Origin of the sequence: Peribacillus sp. TH27 (genome assembly GCF_016650915.1) — a bacterium.
Taxonomy (GTDB): domain Bacteria; phylum Bacillota; class Bacilli; order Bacillales; family DSM-1321; genus Peribacillus; species Peribacillus butanolivorans.
This window is the reverse complement of record NZ_JAEKEV010000002.1, coordinates 4,629,995-4,655,563: the sequence shown is the minus strand read 5'-3', so window position 1 is coordinate 4,655,563 and position 25,569 is coordinate 4,629,995. Positions and strand designations below refer to the sequence as shown.

The 25,569-nt window shown below is 40.2% G+C and carries 23 protein-coding genes and 1 other annotated feature; of the genes, 1 reads left to right on the top strand and 22 read right to left on the bottom strand.

Translation table 11 applies throughout. The annotated features are described in order from the left end of the window. Nucleotides 1–92: 92 nt before the first annotated feature. The 19 genes from JFU24_RS23740 to zapA form a co-directional block, all read right to left on the bottom strand. Entirely contained in the window at nucleotides 93–680 is a 588-nt protein-coding gene (locus JFU24_RS23740) for a TetR/AcrR family transcriptional regulator (protein WP_201223449.1), read from the bottom strand. Nucleotides 681–885: 205 nt separating this feature from the next. Continuing rightward, complete coding sequence (locus JFU24_RS23735) at nucleotides 886–2,583, bottom strand: AMP-binding protein (RefSeq protein WP_201223447.1); 1,698 nt, start codon at nucleotides 2,581–2,583, stop codon at nucleotides 886–888. A gap of 392 nt (nucleotides 2,584–2,975) precedes the next feature. Next, a complete protein-coding gene (locus tag JFU24_RS23730) occupies nucleotides 2,976–3,728 on the bottom strand; it encodes a response regulator transcription factor (RefSeq protein WP_242485498.1) in 753 nt (250 codons plus the stop codon). Next, nucleotides 3,715–4,968: a sensor histidine kinase gene (locus JFU24_RS23725; protein WP_201223445.1), complete on the bottom strand. Its 1,254-nt coding sequence runs from the start codon at nucleotides 4,966–4,968 to the stop codon at nucleotides 3,715–3,717. The genes JFU24_RS23730 and JFU24_RS23725 overlap by 14 nt, the downstream gene beginning before the upstream one ends. 191 nt (nucleotides 4,969–5,159) lie before the next feature. After that, nucleotides 5,160–5,711 carry a cob(I)yrinic acid a,c-diamide adenosyltransferase gene (locus JFU24_RS23720; protein ID WP_201186113.1) on the bottom strand — a complete coding sequence of 184 codons (552 nt, stop codon included), beginning with the start codon at nucleotides 5,709–5,711 and terminating at the stop codon, nucleotides 5,160–5,162. A 287-nt stretch (nucleotides 5,712–5,998) separates the two neighbouring features. Continuing rightward, nucleotides 5,999–6,415 (bottom strand): GlcG/HbpS family heme-binding protein, encoded by a 417-nt coding sequence (locus tag JFU24_RS23715; RefSeq protein WP_201250588.1) that lies wholly within the window; start codon nucleotides 6,413–6,415, stop codon nucleotides 5,999–6,001. Nucleotides 6,416–6,434: 19 nt separating this feature from the next. Next, on the bottom strand, nucleotides 6,435–6,767 hold the full coding sequence (locus JFU24_RS23710; protein WP_201186114.1) for a glycerol dehydratase reactivase beta/small subunit family protein: 333 nt from the start codon (nucleotides 6,765–6,767) through the stop codon (nucleotides 6,435–6,437). Next, complete coding sequence (locus JFU24_RS23705) at nucleotides 6,764–8,599, bottom strand: diol dehydratase reactivase subunit alpha (protein ID WP_201250965.1); 1,836 nt, start codon at nucleotides 8,597–8,599, stop codon at nucleotides 6,764–6,766. Before JFU24_RS23705 ends, JFU24_RS23710 begins: the two co-directional genes overlap by 4 nt. Nucleotides 8,600–8,605: 6 nt before the next feature. Beyond that, entirely contained in the window at nucleotides 8,606–9,052 is a 447-nt protein-coding gene (locus tag JFU24_RS23700) for a diol dehydratase small subunit (RefSeq protein ID WP_201186115.1), read from the bottom strand. Nucleotides 9,053–9,064: 12 nt separating this feature from the next. Next, nucleotides 9,065–9,640, bottom strand: a complete 576-nt coding sequence (locus JFU24_RS23695) for a propanediol/glycerol family dehydratase medium subunit (RefSeq protein ID WP_190271077.1) — start codon at nucleotides 9,638–9,640, stop codon at nucleotides 9,065–9,067. Between the two features lie 13 nt (nucleotides 9,641–9,653). Continuing rightward, on the bottom strand, nucleotides 9,654–11,321 hold the full coding sequence (locus tag JFU24_RS23690) for a propanediol/glycerol family dehydratase large subunit (RefSeq protein WP_190271076.1): 1,668 nt from the start codon (nucleotides 11,319–11,321) through the stop codon (nucleotides 9,654–9,656). 450 nt (nucleotides 11,322–11,771) lie between these two features. Beyond that, on the bottom strand, nucleotides 11,772–12,020 hold the full coding sequence (locus JFU24_RS23685) for a GNAT family N-acetyltransferase (protein ID WP_201223443.1): 249 nt from the start codon (nucleotides 12,018–12,020) through the stop codon (nucleotides 11,772–11,774). A gap of 227 nt (nucleotides 12,021–12,247) precedes the next feature. Continuing rightward, entirely contained in the window at nucleotides 12,248–13,453 is a 1,206-nt protein-coding gene (gene tnpB / locus JFU24_RS23680; RefSeq protein WP_201223442.1) for an IS200/IS605 family element RNA-guided endonuclease TnpB, read from the bottom strand. A 65-nt stretch (nucleotides 13,454–13,518) separates the two neighbouring features. Further along, nucleotides 13,519–13,680, bottom strand: coding sequence for a hypothetical protein (locus JFU24_RS23675; protein WP_201223441.1), 162 nt, complete (start codon nucleotides 13,678–13,680; stop codon nucleotides 13,519–13,521). A 214-nt stretch (nucleotides 13,681–13,894) separates the two neighbouring features. Continuing rightward, complete coding sequence (locus tag JFU24_RS23670; RefSeq protein ID WP_053347227.1) at nucleotides 13,895–14,302, bottom strand: DUF350 domain-containing protein; 408 nt, start codon at nucleotides 14,300–14,302, stop codon at nucleotides 13,895–13,897. A gap of 65 nt (nucleotides 14,303–14,367) precedes the next feature. After that, the gene (locus JFU24_RS23665; RefSeq protein ID WP_201223439.1) at nucleotides 14,368–16,722 is read right to left on the bottom strand and encodes an endonuclease MutS2; all 2,355 of its coding nucleotides are present in this window, start codon (nucleotides 16,720–16,722) and stop codon (nucleotides 14,368–14,370) included. Between the two features lie 35 nt (nucleotides 16,723–16,757). Further along, nucleotides 16,758–18,476 (bottom strand): DNA polymerase/3'-5' exonuclease PolX, encoded by a 1,719-nt coding sequence (gene polX / locus JFU24_RS23660; RefSeq protein WP_201186121.1) that lies wholly within the window; start codon nucleotides 18,474–18,476, stop codon nucleotides 16,758–16,760. A gap of 216 nt (nucleotides 18,477–18,692) precedes the next feature. Further along, nucleotides 18,693–19,226 (bottom strand): CvpA family protein, encoded by a 534-nt coding sequence (locus JFU24_RS23655; protein ID WP_098175815.1) that lies wholly within the window; start codon nucleotides 19,224–19,226, stop codon nucleotides 18,693–18,695. Nucleotides 19,227–19,230: 4 nt separating this feature from the next. After that, nucleotides 19,231–19,491, bottom strand: coding sequence for a cell division protein ZapA (gene zapA / locus JFU24_RS23650; RefSeq protein WP_053347231.1), 261 nt, complete (start codon nucleotides 19,489–19,491; stop codon nucleotides 19,231–19,233). A 172-nt stretch (nucleotides 19,492–19,663) separates the two neighbouring features. Here zapA and rnhC point away from each other — a divergent pair, with 172 nt between their 5' ends. Beyond that, the gene (rnhC, locus tag JFU24_RS23645; RefSeq protein ID WP_207196164.1) at nucleotides 19,664–20,617 is read left to right on the top strand and encodes a ribonuclease HIII; all 954 of its coding nucleotides are present in this window, start codon (nucleotides 19,664–19,666) and stop codon (nucleotides 20,615–20,617) included. 302 nt (nucleotides 20,618–20,919) lie between these two features. Here rnhC and pheT read toward each other — a convergent pair whose 3' ends face one another. The 3 genes from pheT to JFU24_RS23630 form a co-directional block, all read right to left on the bottom strand. Continuing rightward, nucleotides 20,920–23,334, bottom strand: coding sequence for a phenylalanine--tRNA ligase subunit beta (gene pheT / locus JFU24_RS23640; protein WP_201250587.1), 2,415 nt, complete (start codon nucleotides 23,332–23,334; stop codon nucleotides 20,920–20,922). 27 nt (nucleotides 23,335–23,361) lie between these two features. Continuing rightward, on the bottom strand, nucleotides 23,362–24,402 hold the full coding sequence (gene pheS / locus JFU24_RS23635; protein WP_201250586.1) for a phenylalanine--tRNA ligase subunit alpha: 1,041 nt from the start codon (nucleotides 24,400–24,402) through the stop codon (nucleotides 23,362–23,364). A 59-nt stretch (nucleotides 24,403–24,461) separates the two neighbouring features. Next, nucleotides 24,462–24,701 (bottom strand) — a binding site (T-box leader). A 44-nt stretch (nucleotides 24,702–24,745) separates the two neighbouring features. Then, nucleotides 24,746–25,504 carry a TrmH family RNA methyltransferase gene (locus JFU24_RS23630; protein WP_201250585.1) on the bottom strand — a complete coding sequence of 253 codons (759 nt, stop codon included), beginning with the start codon at nucleotides 25,502–25,504 and terminating at the stop codon, nucleotides 24,746–24,748. Nucleotides 25,505–25,569 lie beyond the last annotated feature (65 nt).

The window sequence follows — 25,569 nt, the reverse complement described above, 5'->3', positions numbered from 1 at the left end:
TGAAAATTCAATATGTATCACTTCCCCATAAAACTGGAAAGCTGATTAATCGATTTTTTTGAGGATGACTAAGCCACCCTCTATTAAAATCGTTAACTTTTCAAGCTGCATCCACCCAGTAGAAGGCGGTGAACATCTTTTGCAAGGTCTGAGAGTGAATACTTTTGCTCATTCATCACCCAAGTTGTCACTGTTTCGTCAATCGTTCCAAAAATCATCTGCCTAGCAAGTAAATGATTTAAATCCGGCGAAAATTCGCCGTTCTCTTTTCCTTCTATAATGATCTGATCAATTAAATTTAAATATCCTCTTAACACATCATTAATTCTTAGGCGTAATTCTTTATTCGACTGTCTTAATTCCAACTGAGTGACGATTGCTAAATTCACGTCTTCTGAAAGGATTTGAAAATGTTTTTGAATGAGCACATACAGCTTTTCTGAAGCTGAGCTCTTTCCCTTAAGTTCTTCTTCAATCTGTTCTACAAAATAGCCCATCTTTTCATGAAATAATGATATTAAAATATCTTCTTTATTTTTAAAATAAAGATAAATGGTGCCATCCGCTACGCCTGCTTGCTTGGCGATTTTGGATACTTGTGCTTGATAATAGCCGTTTTGGGCGATGATGATAACAGCTGCATCAATAATTTGATTATACTTCGGTCTGTTGCTTTTCACTGGATGTCCCCTTTCAGAAAATGAATGAATCATCATTCATATTTCTATCATAAAATGGCGACCCTTTACTGTCAAGCAAAAACTTCTTAAGAGTCCTACACATTCCAATATGTTTATTGTACAGCTCAGATCTTTAGGTTGTCCAGTTGTTCTGTAAAAACACGGAGCTAAATTAACAACTGCTCCGTAAGAAGGTTAAGCTTCTTTAGGCTTCTTTTCTTTCCTCTGATATTTTTTTCTTTTCTTCATCAATAAGAACTCTGCGTAATATCTTTCCAATCGTCGTTTTAGGAAGTTCCTCTCTAAATTCATAGCTGCGCGGTACTTTATAGGAAGCTAGACTCTTTCTCGCAAACTTGTTCAATTCTTCTTCTGTCACACTTGCATCTTTTTTCAGAACGACATAGGCTTTGACCGTCTCACCACGATATGGATCTGGGATTCCTGCCACGACTACCTCCTGAATGGCCTCATGCTCATATAGTACTTCTTCGACCTCACGAGGGTAAATATTGAAGCCGCCTGCAATGATTGTATCTTTTTTCCTTTCGACTACATAAAAGAAACCTTGCTCATCCATGTAACCTAAATCGCCTGTAAGCAGCCAGCCGTTTTTAAATGTGTTTTCCGTTTCTTCCGGACGATTCCAGTATCCCTGCATTACCTGCGGCCCTTTTATTGCAATCTCACCAATTTCATTCGGCGGAAGCTCTTCGCCACTTTCTAGTGACAGAATTACTGAGTCCGTATCCGGCCAAGGCAATCCAATGCTTCCTTTAACCCGAGGCTGATCCCAAATAAAGTTGGCATGGGTAACCGGAGATGTTTCCGTAAGACCAAAGCCTTCAACCAGCTTCCCGCCCGTAATTTTCTCAAACTGCTCTTGAATCTCTAATGGAAGTGGTGCTGAACCGCTTATACAAGCATTGATAGAAGAAAGATCATATTTTGCGAGATCCGGATGGTTCAAGAGACCGATATACATCGTTGGTGCGCCTGGAAACATTGTTGGTTTCTGCTTTTGAATTGTTTTCAGCGTTGCTTTAACATCGAACCTTGGCATAATGATCATCGTGTTCCCTTCCATAACGGAAAGAACCAATACAGTCGTCATACCGTACACATGGAAAAATGGAAGAATCGCTAGAATCCGTTCTTCACCACGTTTATTTTTATAAAGCCAAGCATTACACATTTTCGTATTTGCAAGCAAGTTCTTATGGGTGAGCATAACCCCTTTAGGAAAACCGGTTGTTCCTCCTGTATATTGTAAAAGGGCCAGGTCATTCTGCACATCAATCGGCTCAGCGACTTCTTCTGGTATTTTTCGTTTCATGATTTCAGTAAATAGATGGTGATTACCCGCATGCTCCACATTGATGACAATACCGTATTCCTTTTTTTGAATAAAGGGATAGATAAGATTTTTCGGGAAAGGCAAGTATTCTTTGATGGCGGTTATAATGATGTGTTCTATTTCTGTTCTTGGGGCAACCGCAGTGACACGGGGAAATAAAATATCCATCGCTACGATTATTTTCGCTCCGGAGTCTTTCATTTGATACTCGAGTTCGCGTTCCGTATAGGTTGGATTAGTTTGAACTATGACTCCCCCAGCCATTAGTATCCCAAAAAAGCTAATGACACCTTGCGGACAGTTAGGAAGCATGACGGCAACTCGTTCTCCCTTTTGAAGACCGATACCTTTTAAATAGGCTGCGAACTTTAAAGCTGATACGTACACTTCTTTGAAGGTTAATTCCTTTCCCTGGAAATGAATCGACACCTTATCAGGAAATTCATCAGCAGACTCTTTCAAAAATGAATAAAGAGGTTTATCTTCATACGACAAAACAGCTGGTATTTGTTCCGGATAAATAGCTTGCCACGGCTTATTGCTCATTTGCCCCCTCCTTCTGAATATTCTCAATACTCTTTTTCATTATAATACAACCGGGATTTTCTTACAATTGCTGAAATTTAGAAAAAGTAAGCATAAAAGCTGATAATCAGTAGTAGAGCAGTGAAACCTCGAATCTTTAAGATTTATAGGTAGGGGTTCTAAAATAGAGTAAAGGGGCAGGTAGATTGATACTTTCCTTACTTCTCGCATAATTTTTTCTTAATTTGTTCACTTAATTTTCAAGTTCAGTCGTAAAAAGTTAAATGATATGAAATGAGTTTATCGCAATATGCCGGGGTTTATTAAAATATTTAATAAGAGAAAGCTGCTTTTCATAAATAACTTTGTATGGCTCCTAAGAGATTTAATCTAACGGATTAATTCATTCTACATTACAAAATTATTGAATGAGTTGATTCTTTTTTTCTTCCTATAAGAGATTGCTGCTGATATTGTGTTGGTGTAACACCTTCATGTTTTTTGAACACCCTTGCAAAATAATTTGGATCGGAGAATCCACATTTCTCGCTTACTTCCATTACGTTTTCCCTGCTGTAGGTCAAACATTTTTTCGCTTCTTCAAGTCGACGGACCGTAACATATTGAGTAATCGTATAACCAGTCTCTTGTTTAAAAAGTCTGCTAAGATATTGGCCACTAAGAAAGACCAACCTGGATAAAGTATCTAAATTTATATCTAAGTGATAGTTATTTTCTATATATTCCATGACTGTTAAAATATCGTCATGTTCACAGGGTGCTTTTAAAGAAGCTGAAACCGAGCGCTTTACTAAAGGTATATATTTGTTTAAGGCTTGCTCGATTTCTTTCGGGTGAGCAGGTTTTAATAAATAGTCACCTGTTCCTGACTTAGACGTTTTAAATGCTATGTAACTTTCATCGTACCCCGTTAGGAAAATAATTTGGCATTCCGGAACATCTCTTTTGATCATTTCCGCTGCCACCAAGCCATCCATGATAGGCATTTTAATATCCATAAGGATAACATCCATTCGATTTTGTTTAGCTATGTTCATGGCCTCCACCCCGTTTGTAGCTTCGAATAATTGGCTTATTCCTAGATTTGCTCTTTTAATTATCATTGTTAGCACTTCTCGTTCTAATGGTTCATCATCCACAATCATTACCTTCAAGACAAACACCTCCTGGATTAGGGATGACTATCCGTACCTTTGTGCCATTTCCAGGTTGGCTTTCTAACGCTGTAATACCGTACTCTTCCCCAAAATAAAATTGAATTCGCTTATGGACATTATTCATCCCAATTCCTGTAGTATGACTATTTTTTCTCACACTTGGTTGTAAAAAAATAGAGGATAACGTTTCCTTTGTCATCCCCACTCCGGTATCAGAGATTTCTATTACGACATTGTCATTTTTTATAAAAACATGAATTTTTATATCAACTGTACTATTATTTGGTTCAAACCCGTGAATGATAGCGTTTTCAATTATAGGTTGAATAGAAAGAATAGGCATTTTCAATGCTTCGGCATCAACTTCTACTATTTCTTCGTATTGAATTCTGTTACGAAAACGAGACTGTTGAATACTTATGTAATTTTTAACATAATCCAATTCTTCTTTTAACGAAACATGCTGATCTATATTACGCAGACTGTACCTCATGATTTTAGCCAATGAATACGTCACTTTTTGTGTTTGTTCCGCGTTCTCTAAATAAGCTAATCGGGAAATAGTGTTTAATGTGTTAAATAAAAAATGAGGATTAATCTGGGATTGCAATACCTTAAACTGTGCTTCCTCAAGAAATTTCTCCAGTGTGGCACGAACCTCCATCTCCTCCATCAACTTTTGATTCTTCTCATTTAACTCATCCTGCGCAAGATTATTAGCACCAGTTTTGATAATATAATTAGCTACTAGCTGAAGCATTTCTATTACTGCTTCAATTCGCTTGCGACCTGTAAATTCAATCTTCTCTACATAAAGCTGTATGAGCTCTTGATCCATTGGTATATGTTTTATTTTCTCCCTAATCTGGTTCACATGCTTTTCATCACGATTTTCTAACAGCACCTGGCCACATAAAACAGATCCAAGGTACTCCCCATTAAGAATAATAGGAGCAGCTATATCAACTAGACCAGAATGGCAATAATGCAAGATGGGCTTTGCCTGTTTTGCTGCAATGAGCCCCACCTTTTGATCCGACAATACACAGCATTGCAAACCTTCTTGGGAGGAGCGCATATGGTTACAAAAACTTGTGAAATTAGTTGGCATGGTTACAGGTATCCCCTGCTGATCCGCAATTATTACTCCAAAACCGGTAGCATCTGAAAAGCGTTTCTGGATATCCTGAAGAATATCCACATTCACAACATTACGTAATGTCAACATAGTTAACCTATACCTCCACATTAATTATCTTTTTATTTTGAAAATTAAAAATCATATGTCTTTTTACATTATAACTAATTAATTTTCAATAAAAAGTATAAAGTTCCGGAGTCAACCAAATAAATTTTTTTGTGAAATAAAAAGACTTGAAGACATGCTGCGTTAGAACTAAGAAAGCCTTCTTTCTGATGTTAGACTTGGTGCAAATTCGGTTCAATTGTCCCTGTCTGATGATTTACATAACGAGCTAGTACAAATAAGTAGTCAGACAATCGATTTAAATATTTTATTACAATTGGATTTACCGGTTGTTCTTTGTTAATTGCGATTGCATTACGTTCCGCTCTTCGGACAATGGTTCTTGCACTATGAAGTGATGCACCGATTGGACTTCCACCAGGCAAAATAAAATTAGTAAGAGCTTTAAGGTGTTCTTCCATTTTATCTATTTCTTTTTCCAAGAAGTGAACATCTTCTTCTTCTATCGGCCACCCCACTTGTTTCCCTATAGGAGTAGCTAATTCTGCTCCAATGTGAAACAATTTCGTTTGAATAATATGTATTGTTTCCTGTAATGACTTCCATTTCTCTTCGGCAGGAGCAAAAGAAAAAGCTAACCCAATCATGGAATTGGCCTCATCACATGTTCCGTAAGCTTCAACATACACAGATGCCTTTGACACTCTCTTTCCATATACGAGACTTGTTTCACCTTTATCACCAGATTTAGTATAAACCTTCATTACTTACACCCTCTCTATTTTTTTTGATAATTATATACCGCTCTCATCATGAAGATTTTCATAAAAAATGATAATCGCTAAACCAGAAATCGGTGGAATTCTGATTGTTAAGAGGCTTAAAAAATCTCTGCATTATGGGAAATCACTCTGGTATCAATGCCCTCATTTCAGTTCACGTTATTTAAGGCGAATGTCCATAAAAGCCCAGTTGATTCATGTAACAATCAGTGAAGAAGATAAGGAACCTCCACTGATTGTAATTTTGCTTTATTCATGGAGAATCCCAATTAATTTTCAAATTCATACAGTGCATCAACTGCACTCTGAGCTACGCGTATATCTTCATCAACGGAGCCACCACTTACACCTACTGCTCCGATAATTTGCCCGTTATTATACAATGGAATGCCTCCGCCAAATACAACAACCCGTCCGTTATTTGTAGTATTAATACCATAAAGTTCTTTTCCATTTGCAGCTACTAGAGCCAAATTCTCTGTCGTCATTTTCATGGCTATTGAAGTCCACGCTTTGTTTTGCGCAAGTTCAACGCTTACCAATAAAGCATCATCCATTCGGTGACAGGCGACAAAATTCCCTCCTTCATCCACAATGCTTATAACCATAGGTACTTTAATTTCGTTCGCCTTCTTTTCAGCACTCTCAATCAGATTTTTTGCTAATGTTAAATTGATATGACTCATTTTCCGCCACCCTTTCCTCTTAAAAAGCTAATGGCAATCCTTTAACTAAACGAGCTGCGTTCTTCCCTAATTTGCGACCGTTTTGAATGATGTCTTGTAAATAAGGTTCTTCCTGCTTCAAATTCTCGTGATGTACACATATATTCCCAACGCGATCGATGCCAATCCCCACTTTCAATGGAGACATACATGCTGCTTTACTCCCTAGTTCAATATAGTTGCTCGCTTTATCACATTTTTGCACTAAAAACGAAACCCCTTCTTCTTCTAGTCCTGCACATATTTCTTGAATTTGATTAACATTAAGAGCGCTGTCGTACAAAATTGCAATGTTTACTTCACGTTTATTCATTTAAATACCTCGTGCCTGACAGTGGCTAATATCAATCCAGTAGCCACTGCATTTCTCGGACCTTCTGTGCCGCGTATATTGGCAAAACCTGCTACAATCCCGTACTTACCCAATTCCTCTGTTAACATTTGTGGAATTTCAAAGTCTAGTGCAGATCCCCCCACCATAACGACAAAAGAAAGGTGCTTTAAATTACCTGTGGGGATTACCCGCTTAAGGGCGCGCAGCGCATTCGTCACAAACACCCTCCGTTTTGCACTTCTTCGGGTATCTCTAATTTTCTCCATAGATGCTTTGGTTGCTAAAGGGATAAGATCATCTTCTTCCCGGATTACAACTTTCCCAAATGTATATGGAGGAAAAGGGGTTTCAGAAAATAGCATCGTTCCGTCTTCTAGCTGCATATGGAATAAACTTAATACTTTTCCTAAAGGATGCTTTTTTATTTTTTCAGCGAGTTCCTTGTTGCCTAAAGCGAGTTCAGAATTTATGAGCATCGTGACCATGTCCCCTGCCCCAGCCAAGTGACTCGATTTAATTTTGCCCGATTCATTCATCATTGCAGCATCAGTAGACCCTCCACCCATATCGAGAATTACGATTGGCTTTCTCGTACCAGGGGTCGTTAGGGCTCCTCGAATGGCCATTTCCGCTTCAATACCGCCAATTTCTACGGCGACGCCAATTTCCTTTTCCAATAAAGAAGCCACTCTTTGGACAGGAACTTTGTCTGTTTTAACCATTGAGGCTAAAGCGACTCCGCTTTCCATGGATAGCTCACCCGCCATAGCCCCGTTAATTGAAGTCGGGATTACTGCATCAACGGCGAGAAAGTCAGAGATTGTAATATCATTTGGTAATTGTCCAGTGAGTTGGGCTAAATCATGCCGGAGACCATTAAACATCCCTCCAACATTGGTGCCTGTTTCTCCATAGACGTCTACCAATACTTCTAGCTTTTCATAAGTATTCATTATCGCTGCAGCTCCATCATTAATGGACACTTCTAGCTTTTGGTTATTCGCTCCTTTTAGAAGGACCCTTCCCGCTTCTATTTTTCGTTCGACAACTTCCCCTTTTGGTGTTCGAATTACCACCGCTGATCGATTGCCAACTAATGCTTTGGCAACTAACGCAATTTGTATCGTTTGGTCAGGATCCAATTGAAAAACAGTAGAAAGACCGTATGGATTGCTTAACGTCCGAATCACATGGCCCGGTAAAGCCACTTCTACTGCTGCTAATTTCAACAGAGGAACTTTTTCAATCATAGCTACCTCGTCCACGATGGGAATCTTTTTGTTCAGACGATTGTGTATTAATACTCCATCATCTTTTTGTACAACGGCACCGGTGATAGAAATCCCTTGACTTACTACCCGATTCAATTGGTGAGCAGCCCACTCATAATCAAAGTTTCTAGGGATAACAGCAATATAGTCTTGCCCCTTTTTTTCTACGTCCAATAATTGATCAATCAACACCGTTATTCCCACTCCTAACCCTGCTCCACCCGGAGTATCAGGGTTATGACCTATCATAGAAGATTCCGTGATAATGGTTTCGCTAATGAGATCCATGGCCAAATCACCTATAACCGGCACAGCATCATTCAAGCGAATAAGATCAATGTCTTTTAACTCGATGCCTGCTTTTTTAGCTGCTTCCTGCAAAGCTAGGCGAATGCCTTTCACGTTATCAGTCGTTCCTTTTATACCCGTTGTTTTCACTAAATACTGTGAAAAAAACTCTGTATGGTTTCCTTCCACACTTGCAATCGCCACTTCCGTTGATGAATTTCCGATATCTACACCAGCTAGAATCTTTTTCATCACTCTTTAATCCTCATTCCTCTTTAGCCTTCCTCGTCTTTCATACACATCTGCAGCTTCGCGAATTAATTTTGCATTCTCTAATGCCCCATACTCTTCTTCTAATTCATTAGCTATCGCTAAAAGCTGTTCTTTAGTCGAACGATTAGGGCGCATTGCATTATAAATTTGTAAGATACGGGCATCGGAAATATTAATCATTTCCGATGCTCTACGGAAGTTTTTTGCCAGCTGTGTTCTTCCTAAACTTTCACTAATATCTGCGTGCATTTCAAGCGTTTTTGGACTGATACGCAAGTCTGTTTCAGTTACGTCTCCTTTTAAAGCAGCATCCAATGTTAAATCATTGTAGGGTTTTTCTGTACGTGAAAATAATAAATCAGGCCTTTTTATCCCGAGTGGATAGTCATTTTTTGTTAAATTTACCTTTTTTTTCGTTGTTAGATTTTCCATCTGAATTCCCTCCTAGTCTTTAATTAAAAATTCTACTTTTAATTCAACTGGCTTTTGATCTGGAATAATAGATTGGCACTCTTTTAAATAGAGCAAGGCCGCTGCTGCTTGGTATTTAGGCCGTGTCATTTCGTCATTTAACACCGGTACAGGGCTAGGGCTTTCCCCTAGCGCGTACATGGCCGCGTTTCGTCCAATCGCCCTATACATGTCTAACGTAATTAAAGGTGATTGAGGAAATAATTCAAGATTGGTGAGCGGGTCTAAATCTCGTTGATGGATTACTGCTGTTCCCCTAGATTGCAGGCCTATACTGATTCCTGAACCACTCATTTGGGCTCCTCCATGTGCCATAAAAGCCAAATCAGCAGTGCGCAAGCTGCGAATGACCCGTGGTACGGCACCTTGCTCTTCAATCCCGGAAAGGATTTCACGTAGGACAGAAGCGTGATCGACTTTCACAATTGTTTTATTCATTTCTTTTCCAAAAGCAGGAGCGATCGCTACGATCACTTCTCTCGGATTTGTTCCTTTCGTGGCCGTTCCGATATCTGTTAATTTCATCTCTATTAAAAATGTTGTCGTCATATTCAATTCCCCCTTAATCAAAATCTTGCGGACTAATGGCTTGACGAATGTTTTTAATTTCTTCCCATCTTTCCGGACTGAGTCGATAGCCCGTCCCAGGTCCCTTGTAATCGTTTTCATCATTTACCGCACTTATAACCACATTATCTTTATTAATAATGGCTGATGTATGTAAATAGTCACCAGCTACCCTATGTTTCAACATATTGAAAATTCGTTCTGCAGTTTGTCGATAGCCACGCTTAGCTAAGATAAGAGCTACATCAAAACCTGAAATCCCATCTCGTAGTATTCGCTCTGCTGCCTTTAAATCTTCAACAACATTACGCTGCGGCATATCTACACTGCTGTTAGCATAAGTAGCCGCTTCGATTTCCTCATCTGTAATCACAGGGAATCCTAGCTCTTCGAAAATAACTTGTAAAGCTTTTGCTGCTTGATAACGGGTTTTGATAAGGCTTTCTTCATCCACCGGTTTTAATCCGCCGTCCACCATCATATCTCTTTGAATAATTAAGTAATCGTCCAAATCACTAGAATCCATATTAGAGCCTGCAAACATATCCTCATTGTTTGGTACAGCAGCAAATCCGGCAAAGATAAAATCTGTACCAGGAAGCATTTGACATAGCATTTTAGCGCTGCGTCGGATTTCCGAATGAGAAAAGGTTTGGTCATTTCCCGAAGCTACCTCCATATCAAACAATGTAGTAGCTAGGTTTTCTGCTAAGACAGCGCGGATTCCACTCGGTACCGAGGCTGGTATGCCAATACAACTGATGGAACCGTTTTGCAGCCCTTGAACGCCCGCTCCTTTCGCCATCATGACACAGCGAATCTCTAAATAAAGCATTGATTTTCCTTCTGCTCCGGCCATTTGCACCTCGGAACCAGTACCTGATGTAAAGCGCATTTTAGCACCTCTTGAAGCATAGGCAGAGGCTAAAAATGATTTCGACCAAGGCGTGTCATCCCCATCCATGAAGACTGATTCCGTACCATAGATAGAGACAGTTTCCGCATAAGAAGTCATTCCAAGCATTGCTAAGCGAAGTTCCGTCGCTTCTTCTAAAGAATCTTGAGTCAAGATTCCATTCCTTGCAGTTTGGGAACCTACAAGTAATGCCAATGCGTTAAAGGGGGCATAACGGGCAACTCCGACAGTTGTTTCTTGTTCATCAAATCCATAGAGTCCGGCTTCGGCAGCGTCTGCTGCCATTAATACAGGATTATCTCGTACATTCGTCACATGACATTGGTTAGACGGTGTTTTCCTTGCCCTCATTTTTTGTAAAGCCATCATCATTTCAACAACATTCATATGATTTAGGACTTCTAGAACTTTTGCGGGTGTGAGCCCTTTTGACAATCTAACAATTTCTGAACGAGACACATTAATATCCACGAGTTTCTTAGCAATCTCCAAGCTGTCAAGAGCCATGACTTGTTCGGTTAAGCTTCTATCTATTGTGTAATCTGCAATAAATTGATCTAACATATCAAAGTCTTCTCGTCTTTTCCCATCCAACTCTACTATCTGACCATTTTCTATTGTAATAGAAGGCTTGGGATCATTAGGGCTCGACATAGCAACAAATCCCATTTCAGGCCATTCTTTAACAAATCCATCTTTATTGACCGGTCTTTCTTCTAAGATCTCAAATCGTTTTGAGCGTAGCATAAGCGAATCCCTCTTTCTATGATTAGTTAGTTATTGAATAGCCTACATTAATGAGTTAATAAAAGAAGTAGAGACTTCTTCTTGGGTACAATAGCCACCATCAAAAGGCAATATTAAGGGCTTAATGATAATGATCTCCACCCTTTTTTAGCTTGGATATCATATTCTACTTTGTTAACTGTTTGATGGAGTTTTTATGACAATGTCCCTCCTTAAATTTGTTTCGTTTGTTTTATTATAATTTTCAGAATTATATATGTACCTAGACACAATTTGCATTCACTAGCATTTTTTTTACTTTTTAGCTATTAAATTTATTGACGAGTGACTAAACTCCGATTTTGAATTAGCCTTTGGTGTTTGAACACAGTATCTTAAGAAAACTCCTAACCTTGCAGACCTTAAAAAATGGAACAAAAAAAAGGAGTAATCTTTACTCCTTTTTGAACTTTAGTTTTTAATTCTATACCAATATTTATATTTTTCTTCAAACCCTAATTTAGCGTACAGGTTTAATGCAGGGGCATTCGATAATATAACCTGTAGGTAAGCATATTTCGCCCCATTTTCTTTTCCCCAATGCAAGAGATTTTTAATGAGTTTTGCTCCATACCCTTGGTTTCGAAATTTTTCTTGCGTAACAATATTGAACAACCCTAAGTATTCGCCTTCTAAAACGCCCAGTCCACACGCTAACACTGTTCAGCTTTTATCAGTCAGCAACATAAAGCATCTATCTGGAATAATATTCTCTAATTTTTTTTAAAATTGTTTGATCATGATCACTTATATGGTTTAACAGACAGAAATTACGAAACCAGTTTTCATTTAATTGATTATAATTGAACTACCCACCACTTATCGACCTTACGGTCTGATTGAAGTGGGGGATTCCTAAGAACATTAGCCTATCGGCCAATTTTTAATTAGGCTACTCCCGTAATTCCTACGGTTAGAAGCCTTATGGCTTCATTCATTAGATTGAGTCCTGCGTTAATATCTCGATCGTGGTAAGTAGAACAAAAAGGACAATCCCATTCACGAAGATTCAGATGTTTAACGTCTTTATTTTGGTAACCGCAGCTAGAACACAATTGGCTAGAAGCAAACGTTTTAGATACGGTCACGATTTGTTTACCATACCAGTTTGCTTTGTATTCCAACATTTTTTTGAATTGGTACCAAGATACTTCACTAATAGCCTTAGCTAGTTTGTGATTTTTCATCATATTCGACACTTGCAAGTCTTCCATTCCAATCACATCGTGGTTTTTGATGATTTCGGTAGAAACTTTATGTAAGTAATCCATTCGGGCATTTGACATTTTTTCGTGTAGGATAGCCACTTTTCGTTTTTGTTTTTGATAGTTTTTGGCTTCAGCCAATGGCTTATTTTGATTCAAGGCTATTTCTTGTCGCCTTGAAAGAATCCGTTGTGCTTTGGCCAATTTCTTTTCGACCGTCCGGAAGAATTTTGGGTTTTGATAGACCGTACCATCTGAAAGAATAGCAAAGTTCTTCAAACCAACATCTACACCGCACGAACGATTCGTTTTAAGAAGTACTTGTACATTGGTTTCGGCTAAAACGGAAATGAAATATTTACCCGAAGAGTTCCGCCTGATTGTGGCATTGATGATTCGCCCTTCGACTTCGCGGCTTTTAGCAAAACGAACTAGACCGAGTTTTGGCAATTTGATTTTGTTTCCAACAATTCCAATATTCCCATTCGTATGTTTAGTTGTATAGGACTGGATAGGATTCTTTTTCGATTTGAAGCGTGGTGACTTGTTTTGCTTTTTATAATATCGACTATAGGAATCTGCTAAATTTTCCACCGATTTCTGTAAGGCAATACTGTCTACTTCTTTCAGGAAAGAATACTCTTTCTTTAAAGCTGGAAGTTCTTTGATTGTTGCGTATTTATTCAGAAAAGAACCTTTCCATTCATTAGAGGGTAATTGGCCGTTCTGCTTCATTTCTTCACAGATATACCAGTAGGCATCTTTCTCCTTTTGTTTGCCTAAAAAGAAGTTATAGACAAAACGGGAGCAGCCGATCGTTTTATTGATTAGAACTAGTTGTTCTTTAGTTGGATAGATTCGAAATTTATAAGCTTTGTTTACGACCATTGGTTTCACCCCCTTATAGTTATTATTAACCACCGAACGTATGTTTGTCAAAAGATTACTTTGGCTTATGCCAACCGCCATTCATCTCCCCTTACCGTTGGGCTCTCGCCCTTCACACGTTTGAAGAGGGAATATTCTGGCGGGAAATGATAAATTTGCGTTTGCAGTGCCGGTAAAGCGTTCATTGATAGTTCTTCAATCTTTTGTATCAGTTTAGACTGATACACTTTTCGTCCTCCTCTTCCAAACTGTCAATATAACCATTTATACACTCAAAACATCATTTTTTAATAGGAGCTCAAATAAAAGAAGCGACACAAAGGCCGCTTCTATCAGGTGAAGAATATCATATAAATGATTCCAAGCAGAAAAAAAATTCCGCAACAAACGATTAGGATTTTTGCAAGTTTCTCCACAGTTTTCTCCCTCTCATGCAGAGCATTAAGAAATTCCAGCGCCGATGACAAAAGATAAAGCGATTGAAATGATCATCGATAGGAATCCAACTGCCCGATTATCTTTTTGTATCTCTTCATCTATTTTAAATCCAGGCGTCATAAATTCAAAAATAAAATAACCGATCAGCAGCAGGACAAATCCGTATACGCCCCAGCCAATCATTGTAATTATCGAGTTCTGAAGGAGAATAGATTGTTGAAATACATAGGCAATCCCAAAAATCTTGCCGCCTGTGGCCATCGCGACAGAAAGATTTCCCTGTTTGATTTCCTCCCAATTTTTGTACTTTGTGACAAGTTCAAAAATGGCTAAAAAAACAATAATGCACAAAATAACAACACTGTAACGAGCAGCTATATATACATATTCATTTTCCCACATGTTCTCCATGGTACAACTCCCGAATGGTAACTGACCATCCGGCTTGGCAGAATAGCCGGAATGACCACTTTCCTTTATTTAAATTCTACCACCGTCACACCTGTTCCACCTTCTGCAGCCTCGCCGAACCGAATTCGTTTGACAGAGCGGTGATGTTTCAAGTATTCCTGAACACCTGACCGGAGAGCTCCCGTTCCTTTACCGTGAATGATAGAGACACTCGAATATCCGGCCAGCAGAGCATCATCAACATATTTCTCCACTCTGGACAGTGCATTTTCGAAACGTTCCCCACGAAGGTCAAGCTCAAGGCTAACGTGATAATCTCTTCCTTTTATCGTGGTAAGAGGTTTCGTTTCTTTTACTTTTGTAGTCTTAATGAATTCTAAGTCAGATTCCTTTACCTTCATTTTCATGATTCCGATTTGAACCTGCCATTCATTACTTGAAGCTTTCTCAATTAGATGACCTTTTTGTCCAAAGCTAACAACCTTAACTTCATCTCCAGGTTTTAAGCTTTTATCCAACGGTTTAGCCACTTTATTTGCTGATTTTTTTATTTTAGGCGCTGCATCTTCAAGTCGCTTTTTCGCGTCGATTAATTCATGCTCTTTGACATCAGCATGCTTTTCAAGACGCAGTTTACGTAAATCAGCAATAATTGCTTCCGCTTCTTTTTTTGCATTTTCCACAATGGCAGCTGCTTCTTTTGCTGCCTTTTCGACCATCGCATCCCGTTCTTCATGGTATTCACCAATTTGCTTTTGAAGGTCTTTATGAAGAATTTCAGCCTGTTTCAGGTGATCTGCGGCTTCTAGTTCCTCTTCTTCGGCCTTCTTACGGCTATCTTCAAGGGACGCTATCATATTCTCAACTTTATTCGTATCTTCACCGATATGGCTGCGGGCGTGGCTAATAACGCTCTCTTCCAAGCCAAGACGCTTGGAAATTTCAAACGCATTACTCCGCCCCGGTACACCAATCAACAGTTTATATGTTGGACTCAAGGTTTCTACATTAAATTCAACACTTGCATTTATGACGCCTTCCCTGTCATATCCATACGCTTTCAATTCTGGATAATGGGTCGTTGCAATCACACGTGCACCGCGCTTATAAACTTCATCCAAAATCGAAATGGCTAATGCGGCACCTTCCTGAGGGTCAGTTCCCGCTCCAAGCTCATCGAATAAAACAAGGCTATCATAATCGACATTCTTTAGGATATCGACAATATTGACCATATGGGAAGAGAATGTACTTAAGCTTTGTTCAATCGACTGTTCATCGCCAATATCGGCATAAACAGAGGAAAACACAGCCGTTTCAGACCCATCCAGCGCAGGGATTTGCAGACCGGACTGGGCCATTAACGTACAAAGGCCAATCGTTTTAAGGGTAACGGTTTTACCCCCTGTATTGGGACCAGTGATGACGATTGTCGTAAATTCATCACCTAGGAAAATGTCATTAGCCACGACAACATCACTCGGAATGAGCGGATGCTTCGCTTTGAATAATTTCACGCGTCCTTCATTATTTAGAATCGGTTTAGACCCTTTTATCGCTTTTGCGTACTTTGCCTTGGCGACAAGGAAATCGACTTGTGCGAGCACCTTAACATTGTGAAGCAATTCCGGGGTGAACTCACCGACTTTTTCCGATAACTCGACTAAAATCCGTTCTATTTCCTGTGTTTCCTTCACTCGTGTTTCCTGAAGTACATTATTCAATTGAACGATTGCCTGTGGTTCAATAAACAACGTTTGTCCGGATGAAGATTGATCATGAATGATCCCGCCATACACACTTCGATATTCCTGTTTTACTGGGATAACAAAACGGTCATTGCGGATTGTGATAATGGCGTCTGACAACATTTTCGACGCATTGGAGGAACGAATCATACTTTCGAGTTTTTCCCTGACACGGCTTTCGTTCGTACGAATCTGGTTTCGAAGGGTACGCAACTTATCACTCGCAGAATCCATCACTTCGCCGTGCTCACTAATAGCATAAGTAATTTCCTGCTGCAATTCAATCAACGGATGAAGTGAATCAATATATTCTGCTAAAAGTGGAACTTCGATTTCCTGCTCCGCGATTTCATCAAAGAAACGACTCAGAATTCTGCCGGCACGAAGCGTACTCGCAAGCTCCATCAATTCCATCGGTGAAAGCATACCGCCAATCTGAGCCCGTTTTGCATGTGGACGGATATCAAAAATTCCGCCCAATGGCAAATTTCCTTTTAAACGGACAATTTTGGCTGACTCATCTGTTTCTTCCTGCCACCTCGATACTTCCTCAAAGTCAGTAGAAGGCATCAATTGCTGTGCCTTCTCCTTTCCTATGGAAGAGGATGCATGTGAGACTAATTGTTCTTTAATTTTATGAAATTCCAATGTCTTTAAAGCTTTATTATGCATGGAGTTAAAGCTCCTCCTCTTTTGTGGGCAAATAGTTAGTCATTTCTCTTTAAAAACGTTAATAATCCATCAGTATTCTTAGCATTAAGGACAGTGGATTTTTTAATCCAGCCTTTTTTAGCCGAAGAAACCCCGACCGGCATATGTTCAAGCATGTCAATGCTATGAGCATCGGTATTGATCACAATCGGAACGCCTGCTTCCTGTGCCTTCCGTAAATGAGGCGGAGCCAAATCTAATCGATTCGGGTTAGCATTCAATTCCAGTGCTGTATTCGTTTCGAGCGCTAGTTCAATCAGCATATCAATATCAACATCATAACCAGTTCGTTTGCCGATAATTCTTCCAGTTGGATGGGCGATGATATCAACATGCGGGTTATTTAACGCAGTTTTTAAGCGATCCATAATCGTATCACGAGGCTGGGAAAAACTTGAGTGGATTGAGGCGATAACCAAATCCATCTCTGCCAACAACTCATCGTCATAATCAAGTGTTCCATCAGGAAGTATATCCATTTCAATCCCTGAAAGCACGGTAAAATCATCATATTTTTCATTCAGGTCATGAATGATTTGTTTTTGCTCACGTAAGCGTTCCACGGTCAGACCGTTAGCCACTTTCAAATATTGTGAATGGTCAGTGATGGCCATGTATTTATAACCTTTGGCCCGGCACGCTTCAATCATTTCTTCAATCGAATAAGCCCCATCACTCCACGTGGTATGCATATGCAGATCACCTTGAATATCTTCTACCGAAATAAGTGGTTCATCTGCATCATATTGCTCCACTTCCGTTCCATCTTCACGTAATTCTGGAGGAATAAACGGCAGTCCAAAATGATTATAAAAGAGTTCTTCTGTTTCAAAAGTCAATACTTCACCCGTCTCAGCCACTTCTACTCCATACTCACTGATTTTCTCACCGCGATCTTTAGCCAGTTGGCGCATCCGGACATTGTGATCTTTTGATCCGGTAAAATGATGGAGGGTCGTGATAAATTCCTTATCCTTCACGATTCGGAAATCAACAGATATATCATATTCATAATCAAGTACAACTGACACCTTTGTATCGCCGGCTGCAATCACCTGTTTTATGCCCGATAATGAAAGAAGCTGATCCTTCACCGCTTCGGGATGATCAGTCGAAATAATAAAATCGAGATCTTTAATCGTTTCCCTCATACGACGAATACTGCCGGCTCTTGATGAACGGATGATATATTCCATGTTGGTAATAGCCAATTCAATATCATCCGCAATCGGTCTCATGAAGGCAAGCGGAAGCCGATCAGGCCTTGAACCAGCCTCAGCAATCGCAGACAAAATCTTCTCTTCCGTTTTTTTACCGAAACCGGAAAGTGCCGCGACCTTGCCTTCTTCACAAGCGAGTTTCAGGTCATTCACATCATTGATATGAAGCTCTTTATGCAGCTTGGCAATTTTCTTCCCTCCCAACCCTTGAAGTTGTAAGAGCGGAATCAAACCTTTTGGCACCTGCTCCTGAAGCTCTTCAAGAACAGTCGACTTTCCTTCATTGATATACTCTTCAATGACGGCTGCTGTTCCTTTCCCGATTCCACTTAAAGTGGTAAAATCTTCGATTGCCGTCAAACTCCGATCATCCGTTTCTAAGGCACCTGCCGCCTTGCGGAAAGCTGAAACCTTAAACGGATTCTCTCCTTTTAACTCCATATATATTGCAATTTTTTCTAATAATTTAATGATATCTTTTTTATTTACTGTCATTTTTTTCACCGCCGAAAAAATTAGTAGGGTGTCCCTTATTTTCTTTCTTAAAGATACCTTTCTTGGAGGTAAAGTACAAGCAGTCCGATTCTTACTATACGAATCAACTAGAAAGAAGTTTCATCGTTCTCCATACAAAGGGGCCTCACCCTTTCAAAGTATAGGAATCTAGGACTTTGAGAAAGGTAGATAGGCCCTCGTTTACTGTCATTAAGATTATTTCACAAACCAAAGATCTTTAACTTGTTCGGAAAGGAACGGCGTATGTTTCACTATAGATTCTGCCAGAAAAGAGCCGGTTAATGGTTCCTGAATGGAATCCATTGGCAGCAAGGCAGCTATGTATAATATAATAAACATGATAAGATAGACTTCGACAAATCCTAATATCCCGCCACCCCAGCGATTTAGCTGTTTTAAAATCGGCAGATAGGTAATGAAATTGAGCATCGATCCAAGCATTTGCCAAAGAATTTTGGTAGCGAAGAAAATGATTGCAAAGGCAATAGCGTTGTAATACGCCGTTTCAAGCCCTACTGTCTCGAAAAACATATTAATGGTCGAAGAATCACCTATCGTCGGGAATGGGATCCACAATTTCAAATTGGGAGCAAGATCGCCGTAGAACACATAGGCGACAATGAAAGCTACTATAAATCCAGTCATATGAACAGTTTGTAAAATAAAGCCACGCTTTAAACCGATTAATAAACCGATTAAAAGAATGGCCAAAATTGCTAAATCAAGCATGTACTCAGTCCTTCTCTCTCTTTAATTCCAGTTGAAGCTGGTCTAGTTCATCTTTTAATTTAATATATTCGTGGACGGTATTCACGGCCGTTAATACCGCAAGCTTACTCGTATCCAAATATGGATTTTTCATACTGATTTCTCTCATTTTCTCGTCAACCAGCGAAGCAACCTGGCGCATATGACTCGCGCTTTCTGTACCGACGATTGTATATGGTTGTCCGTATATATCAACTGTTGTTTTATTTCGTTTATCGTCTGACAAAATGATGCCCCCAATCTAAACAATCCTAATTCTATCATATCATGAAGTTTTTCGTCATGAAAGAGAGTACAACGTCATTTCTTGCATAAAATTGCAATAATTTGTCAAACGAAATCGACCTTAGGTTGAGGACTCCCTAAAAAAATAAAATTGAGTTAGGAGTTTACTAATTATGTCTCATGTTGTTTTACTTATCAGTCCTTCACAAATAACGGAAATGAAATCTCATTATTCCTCTTCCTTAGCCGCAAAACTGCCACCAGGAAGTATCTTTTCAGCTAAGCCACCCCTATGTACGGTGACCGCCTATAAATCCGGAAAAGTCCTTTTTCAAGGAAAGAATGCTGAAACAGAAGCGGAAAAGTGGCAGAAAGGTGCCGCTGCTCCAAAGAAAAAAGCAGCCTCTACCGCATCAGTTAATGTCCATCGTTATTCACCGCCTGCCCAGATTGGCACCATGTCTGTTATTGGTTCGGATGAAGTCGGGACAGGAGACTATTTCGGACCCATGACCGTCGTTGCTGTCTATGCAAAAAAAGAGCAGCTGCCTCTATTGAAAGAACTGGGTGTCCAGGATTCTAAAAATCTAAAAGACCCACAGATTATCGAAATTGCCAAACAGATTAAAGATGTAGTGCCATTCAGTCTGCTTACTTGTGATAATCCGAAATATAATACACTTCAGGCAAAGGGGATGTCACAAGGGAAAATGAAGGCCCTCCTTCATAACCAGGCAATAAAGAATCTTATGCAAAAAATCCAGCCAGAACAAGCAGAAGCCGTCCTAATCGACCAATTCGCTCAACCTGATGTATTTTTCAACTACTTGAAAGGCCAAGAACTATTTCAGGCAAACGCCACCTATTTGTGCACCAAAGCGGAAGGTATTCACCTTGGGGTAGCTGCCGCTTCCATCCTGGCACGCTATGCATTCGTAAAACGCTTTGATTTGCTGAGTGAAAAAGCCGGTTTCAAAATCCCTAAAGGTGCCGGCTTTGCTGTCGATGAAGCGGCAGCACGATTGATTCACGAAAAAGGAATCGACTCTTTAAATGAATTTACGAAAACCCACTTTGCCAATACGGAAAAAGCGAAGCGACTATATCAACAGAAATATCATAAATAAGGTAATGGTCTGAGTATTTTTATTTGCTTTACACGTGAATTCGCTCTGTTTACTCGTGAGTTCGCCCTGTTTACTCGTGAGTTCGCTCTGTTTACTCGTGAATTCATCCCGTTTACTCGTGAGTTCGCCCTGTTTACTCGTGAATTCATCCTGTTTACTCGTGAGTTCGCTCTGTTTACTCGTGAGTTCGCCCTGTTTACTCGTGAGTTCGCTCTGTTTACTCGTGAGTTCGCTCTGTTTACTCGTGAGTTCTGATTATAAAAAGACAGCTTCCCAAAATTCAGGAGGCTGTCTTTTTGAAATTATCCTCGTAGTTCTGCGCCAGCTTTTTCTTTAACAGCCGCAAGTACATTATCATGTGCTTTTGTTATATCCTCGTCCGTTAGTGTGCGTTCCGGATCGAAGTATTTCAGTGAGTAAGCGATGGATTTCTTACCTTGCTCCATTCTTTCACCTTCGTATAAATCGAAGATGCCCACTTCTTTCAGCAGCTTTCCACCGGCTTCTATAATAATGCTTTGAATGTCCCCAGCTTTTGTTGCTTTATCAACAACAAGCGCGATATCGCGTGTGGTCGATGGGTAGCGCGGAATGGTTTCATAGGCAATTGGCGCCACTTCCGCTTCAGCTAATGCTTTTAAGGAAAGTTCAAAAATGTATGTTTCTTTAATATCCAAGTCTTTTTGAACCGTTGGGTGCACCTGTCCGATGAAGCCAATCACTTCACTATTCAACAGTACCTCAGCTGTCCGTCCTGGATGCATATCATTGATTTCCGCTTGGCGATAACTGATTTGATCAGCTAAACCTAGTGTATCGAATAACGCTTCAATCACGCCTTTAGCTACATAGAAATCCACGGGTTTCTTTTCGCCTTGCCATAGGTGGGATTCCCATAGGCCTGTGATAGCCCCAGCAATATGTTCTTTCTCTTCAGGAAGCTCTTGTCCATCCTGCTTAAAGAATACTGAACCGATTTCATATAAGGCAAGTGAATCCAGTTGGCGAGCATTATTGTATTTCACGACTTCTAATAATTGTGGCACGATGCTCAAGCGCAATTGGCTTCGTTCTTCACTCATTGGCATTGCCAAACGAATGGATTCGCGAGTCTCCAATGCGAATTGGGCCGCTTTTTCCTGGCTCGTTAGTGAATAGGTTACTGCTTGGTAAAGGCCTGCTCCTTCAAGGGTACGGCGAGCTTTCCGACGTTTGATTTGATAGTCCGTCAATTGACCTGGAGTTGCTGAACCGATTGGCAACGTTGCGGGAATGTTGTCATACCCATATAAACGTGCCGCTTCTTCAACTAAATCCGCTTCAATCGTAATGTCACCGCGGCGGGTCGGGACTGTGATTGTGAACGTTTCATTGTCAAGCTCTACTCCAAATTGCAGGCGTTTGAAGATCGACTCTACTTCAGATACCGTCATGCCAGTACCAAGAAGTGTGTTGATTTTTTCAAGTGTGATGCTTATTACAGCAGGTTCCATTGTTAATTCGTCAACTTCTGCTGTTCCTTGCAGAATTGTACCACCTGCATACTGTGCAATTAATTGAGCAGCACGCTCTCCAGCTTCACGTACCCTGGCTGGATCGACTCCTTTTTCAAAACGGGCACTGGCTTCACTGCGTAAACCGTGGTCTTTTGAAGCTTTACGAACAACGGTACCGGCAAAATAAGCACTTTCAATAATTATATTCGTTGTATCATTTTTCACTTCGGAATTAGCTCCGCCCATCACTCCAGCAATTGCAACCGGCTCGTTGCCATTGGTGATTACTAAATGTTCAGGTGTCAAAGTACGTTCCGTTTCATCCAATGTGACCACTTTTTCTGCATCTTTTGCTCTGCGAATGACAATTTCTTTTGAACCAAAACGATCATAATCAAATGCATGTAGCGGTTGACCATATTCAAGCAAAATGTAGTTCGTAATATCGACTACGTTATTATGCGGACGAATACCTGCAGACATAAGGCGAGTCTGCATCCAAAGCGGTGACGGACCGACTTTTACATCTTTGATGATTTTAGCGATGTATAATGGATTATCTGCTTTCGCTTCCACTTTGACACTAATATAATCTGATGCTTTTTCAGCTGCTTCTTCATTCTCGATAACCGGCCATTTTACTTCCCGACCAAGAATAGCCCCTACTTCGTAGGCAACACCAAGCATGCTCAAAGCGTCAGAGCGGTTTGGGGTTAAGCCAAGTTCCAGCACTTCATCGCTTAAGCCAAGCTCTTCTAATGCATCTTTACCTACTTCCGCATCATTTGGAAACACGAAGATGCCTGTTGCATAGTCTTTAGACACAAGCTTGGATTCAAAACCCAATTCTTGAAGCGAACAAATCATACCGTGCGATTCTTCTCCGCGAAGTTTTGCTTTCTTAATTTTGAAGTTGCCCGGAAGCACAGCGCCGACAGTAGCCACTGCGACTTTTTGACCTTTATCGACATTCGGTGCACCACAAATGATTTGAACGGGATATTCTGACCCGATATCGACTAGACATTTATTCAATTTATCGGCATTTGGATGCTGTTCACGTTCAAGTACATGTCCGATGACAACTCCTTTAAGCCCTTCACTTTTCTTTTCTACCCCTTCAACCTCAATACCGCTTTTTGTGATTTTGTCAGCAAGCTCTGTTGCATTGATGCCGGAAAGGTCTACATAATCTTGCAACCATTTATATGACACAAACATGGTAGGTCCTCCTTTTTAAAATAAAATTTATGCTTCGTGATGATGGAATTGTTTTAAGAAACGAACATCATTTGTATAGAAGTGACGGATATCATCCACACCGTATTTCAACATTGCGATTCGTTCCACACCGATTCCAAAAGCGAATCCTGAGTATTTTTCCGAATCGAATCCAGCCATTTCAAGTACGTTCGGGTGAACAATCCCGCCGCCCAGCACTTCAATCCAGCCTGTTTGTTTACAGACGCTGCAGCCTTTTCCACCGCAGATTTTACAAGAAATATCAACTTCAACAGATGGTTCTGTAAATGGGAAGAAACTTGGACGAAGACGGATTTCACGGTCTTGACCAAATACTTTTTTCGCAAACACGTCAAGCGTACCTTTCAGGTCGCTCATGCTGATGTTTTCATCGATGACCAGGCCTTCAATTTGTTGGAATTGATGGGAGTGTGTCGCGTCATCGTTATCACGGCGATATACTTTACCAGGGCAAATAATTTTAACAGGGCCTTGGCCTTTATGTTTTTCCATCGTTCTAGCTTGTACCGGTGAAGTGTGTGTACGCATTAGGATTTCATCTGTGATGTAGAAAGAGTCCTGCATATCACGTGCCGGATGGCTTTTCGGCAGGTTTAATGCCTCAAAATTGTAGTAGTCGCTTTCGACTTCTGGACCTTCTGCAACTGTGTAACCCATACCGATGAATAAATCTTCAATTTCTTCTACAACACGTGTTAATGGGTGAAGATTCCCCTTGTTAACCGGTCGTCCTGGAAGTGTAACATCAATGGTTTCTGTTGCTAGCTTTGCATTGACAGCAGCTGTTTCAAGAGCTTTTTGTTTCTCCTCAATTTTTGAAGCGATTGCTTCACGAACATCATTAGCAAGAGCACCGATTTTCGGCCGTTCCTCCGCTGACAATTTACCCATGCCACGCAATACCTCAGTGATAGGTCCTTTTTTCCCTAAATAAGAAACACGGACTTCATTCAGTTCCTTTAGTTCGGAAGCTGCGGCAACTTTTTGCAACGCTTCTTCCTGCAGTTCTAGTAAACGTTCCTGCATCATGTCTTCCTCCTTTATTTTCCTTTTGTAAAAATAAACACAAAAAAACCCCAATCCCAGAAAGGGACGAGGTTTATGTATCGCGGTACCACCCTTATTAGTGCACAAGCAAAAAAACTTCGCACTCACTTCATAAAAATAACGGCTCTTCACCGGAACATTTTTCGGACCCTATGTCTTCCCAATGCCAACTCGAAAGGTGAATTCCCTTAAGCAGCGCCATAAAAATGCTTTCAGTCACGGCATTTTTTCCCTGGTTATGGATATCTTAAGTTACTACTCTTTGTCATCGTTGTTTTCATTATAAAATTCTGTTTTATTATATTATAATTCGTCAGCCGTTTCAAATTGATTTTCGTAAATGGTACATTAAAATCCCAGCCGCAATCCCTACATTAAGAGATTCGCTTTTCCCGTAGATAGGAATATAGAGGTTTTTCGTAGTTTTCTCTAGCAATCCCTTTGCTACTCCCTGTCCTTCATTACCAACAAGCAAAGCAAATCGAGAGGACTTTTCCACTTCTTCAAATGGCGAGGCTCCTTCAAGGGCTGTGCCGTAAACCGGTGTGCCTTTTTGCTTCAATTCATCGATGATTTCAGAAAGGTTTCCTTTGATGACAGGCATATGAAACAGGCTTCCTTGCGTCGAACGGACCACTTTCGGATTATACAGATCTGCACAGCCTTCGCCGAGAATGACAGCATCAATTCCAGCCGCATCTGCCGTCCGAATCATCGTTCCGAGATTCCCTGGATCCTGTACCGCATCTATCAACAATAGTTTATCCGGATTAATGGACGCCATACTAATTGATTTCTGCTCACATACAGCTGCAATTCCCTGAGGGGTCTCTGTATCACAAATCGCTTTCATAATATCATTTTTAACATAAATGACTTCTGTGCCTTCTAGTGTAAAATGGGCAGGCATTTCTGTTTCTTCATTAACAATCACTTCAATGACGATTTCTTCTTTTAACGCTTCTTCAACGAGGTGAAAGCCTTCGACTAAATATTTCCCTGTTTTGTCGCGCTCTTTCTTCGTCAATAGCTTTTTCCATTGCTTCACTTGCGGGTTTTTTACGGATTCAATATATTTCAAGGGTAAACGCTCCTTTAACTTTACACTGATTGTCCTATTATAACGCAATTTACATACATATTGCA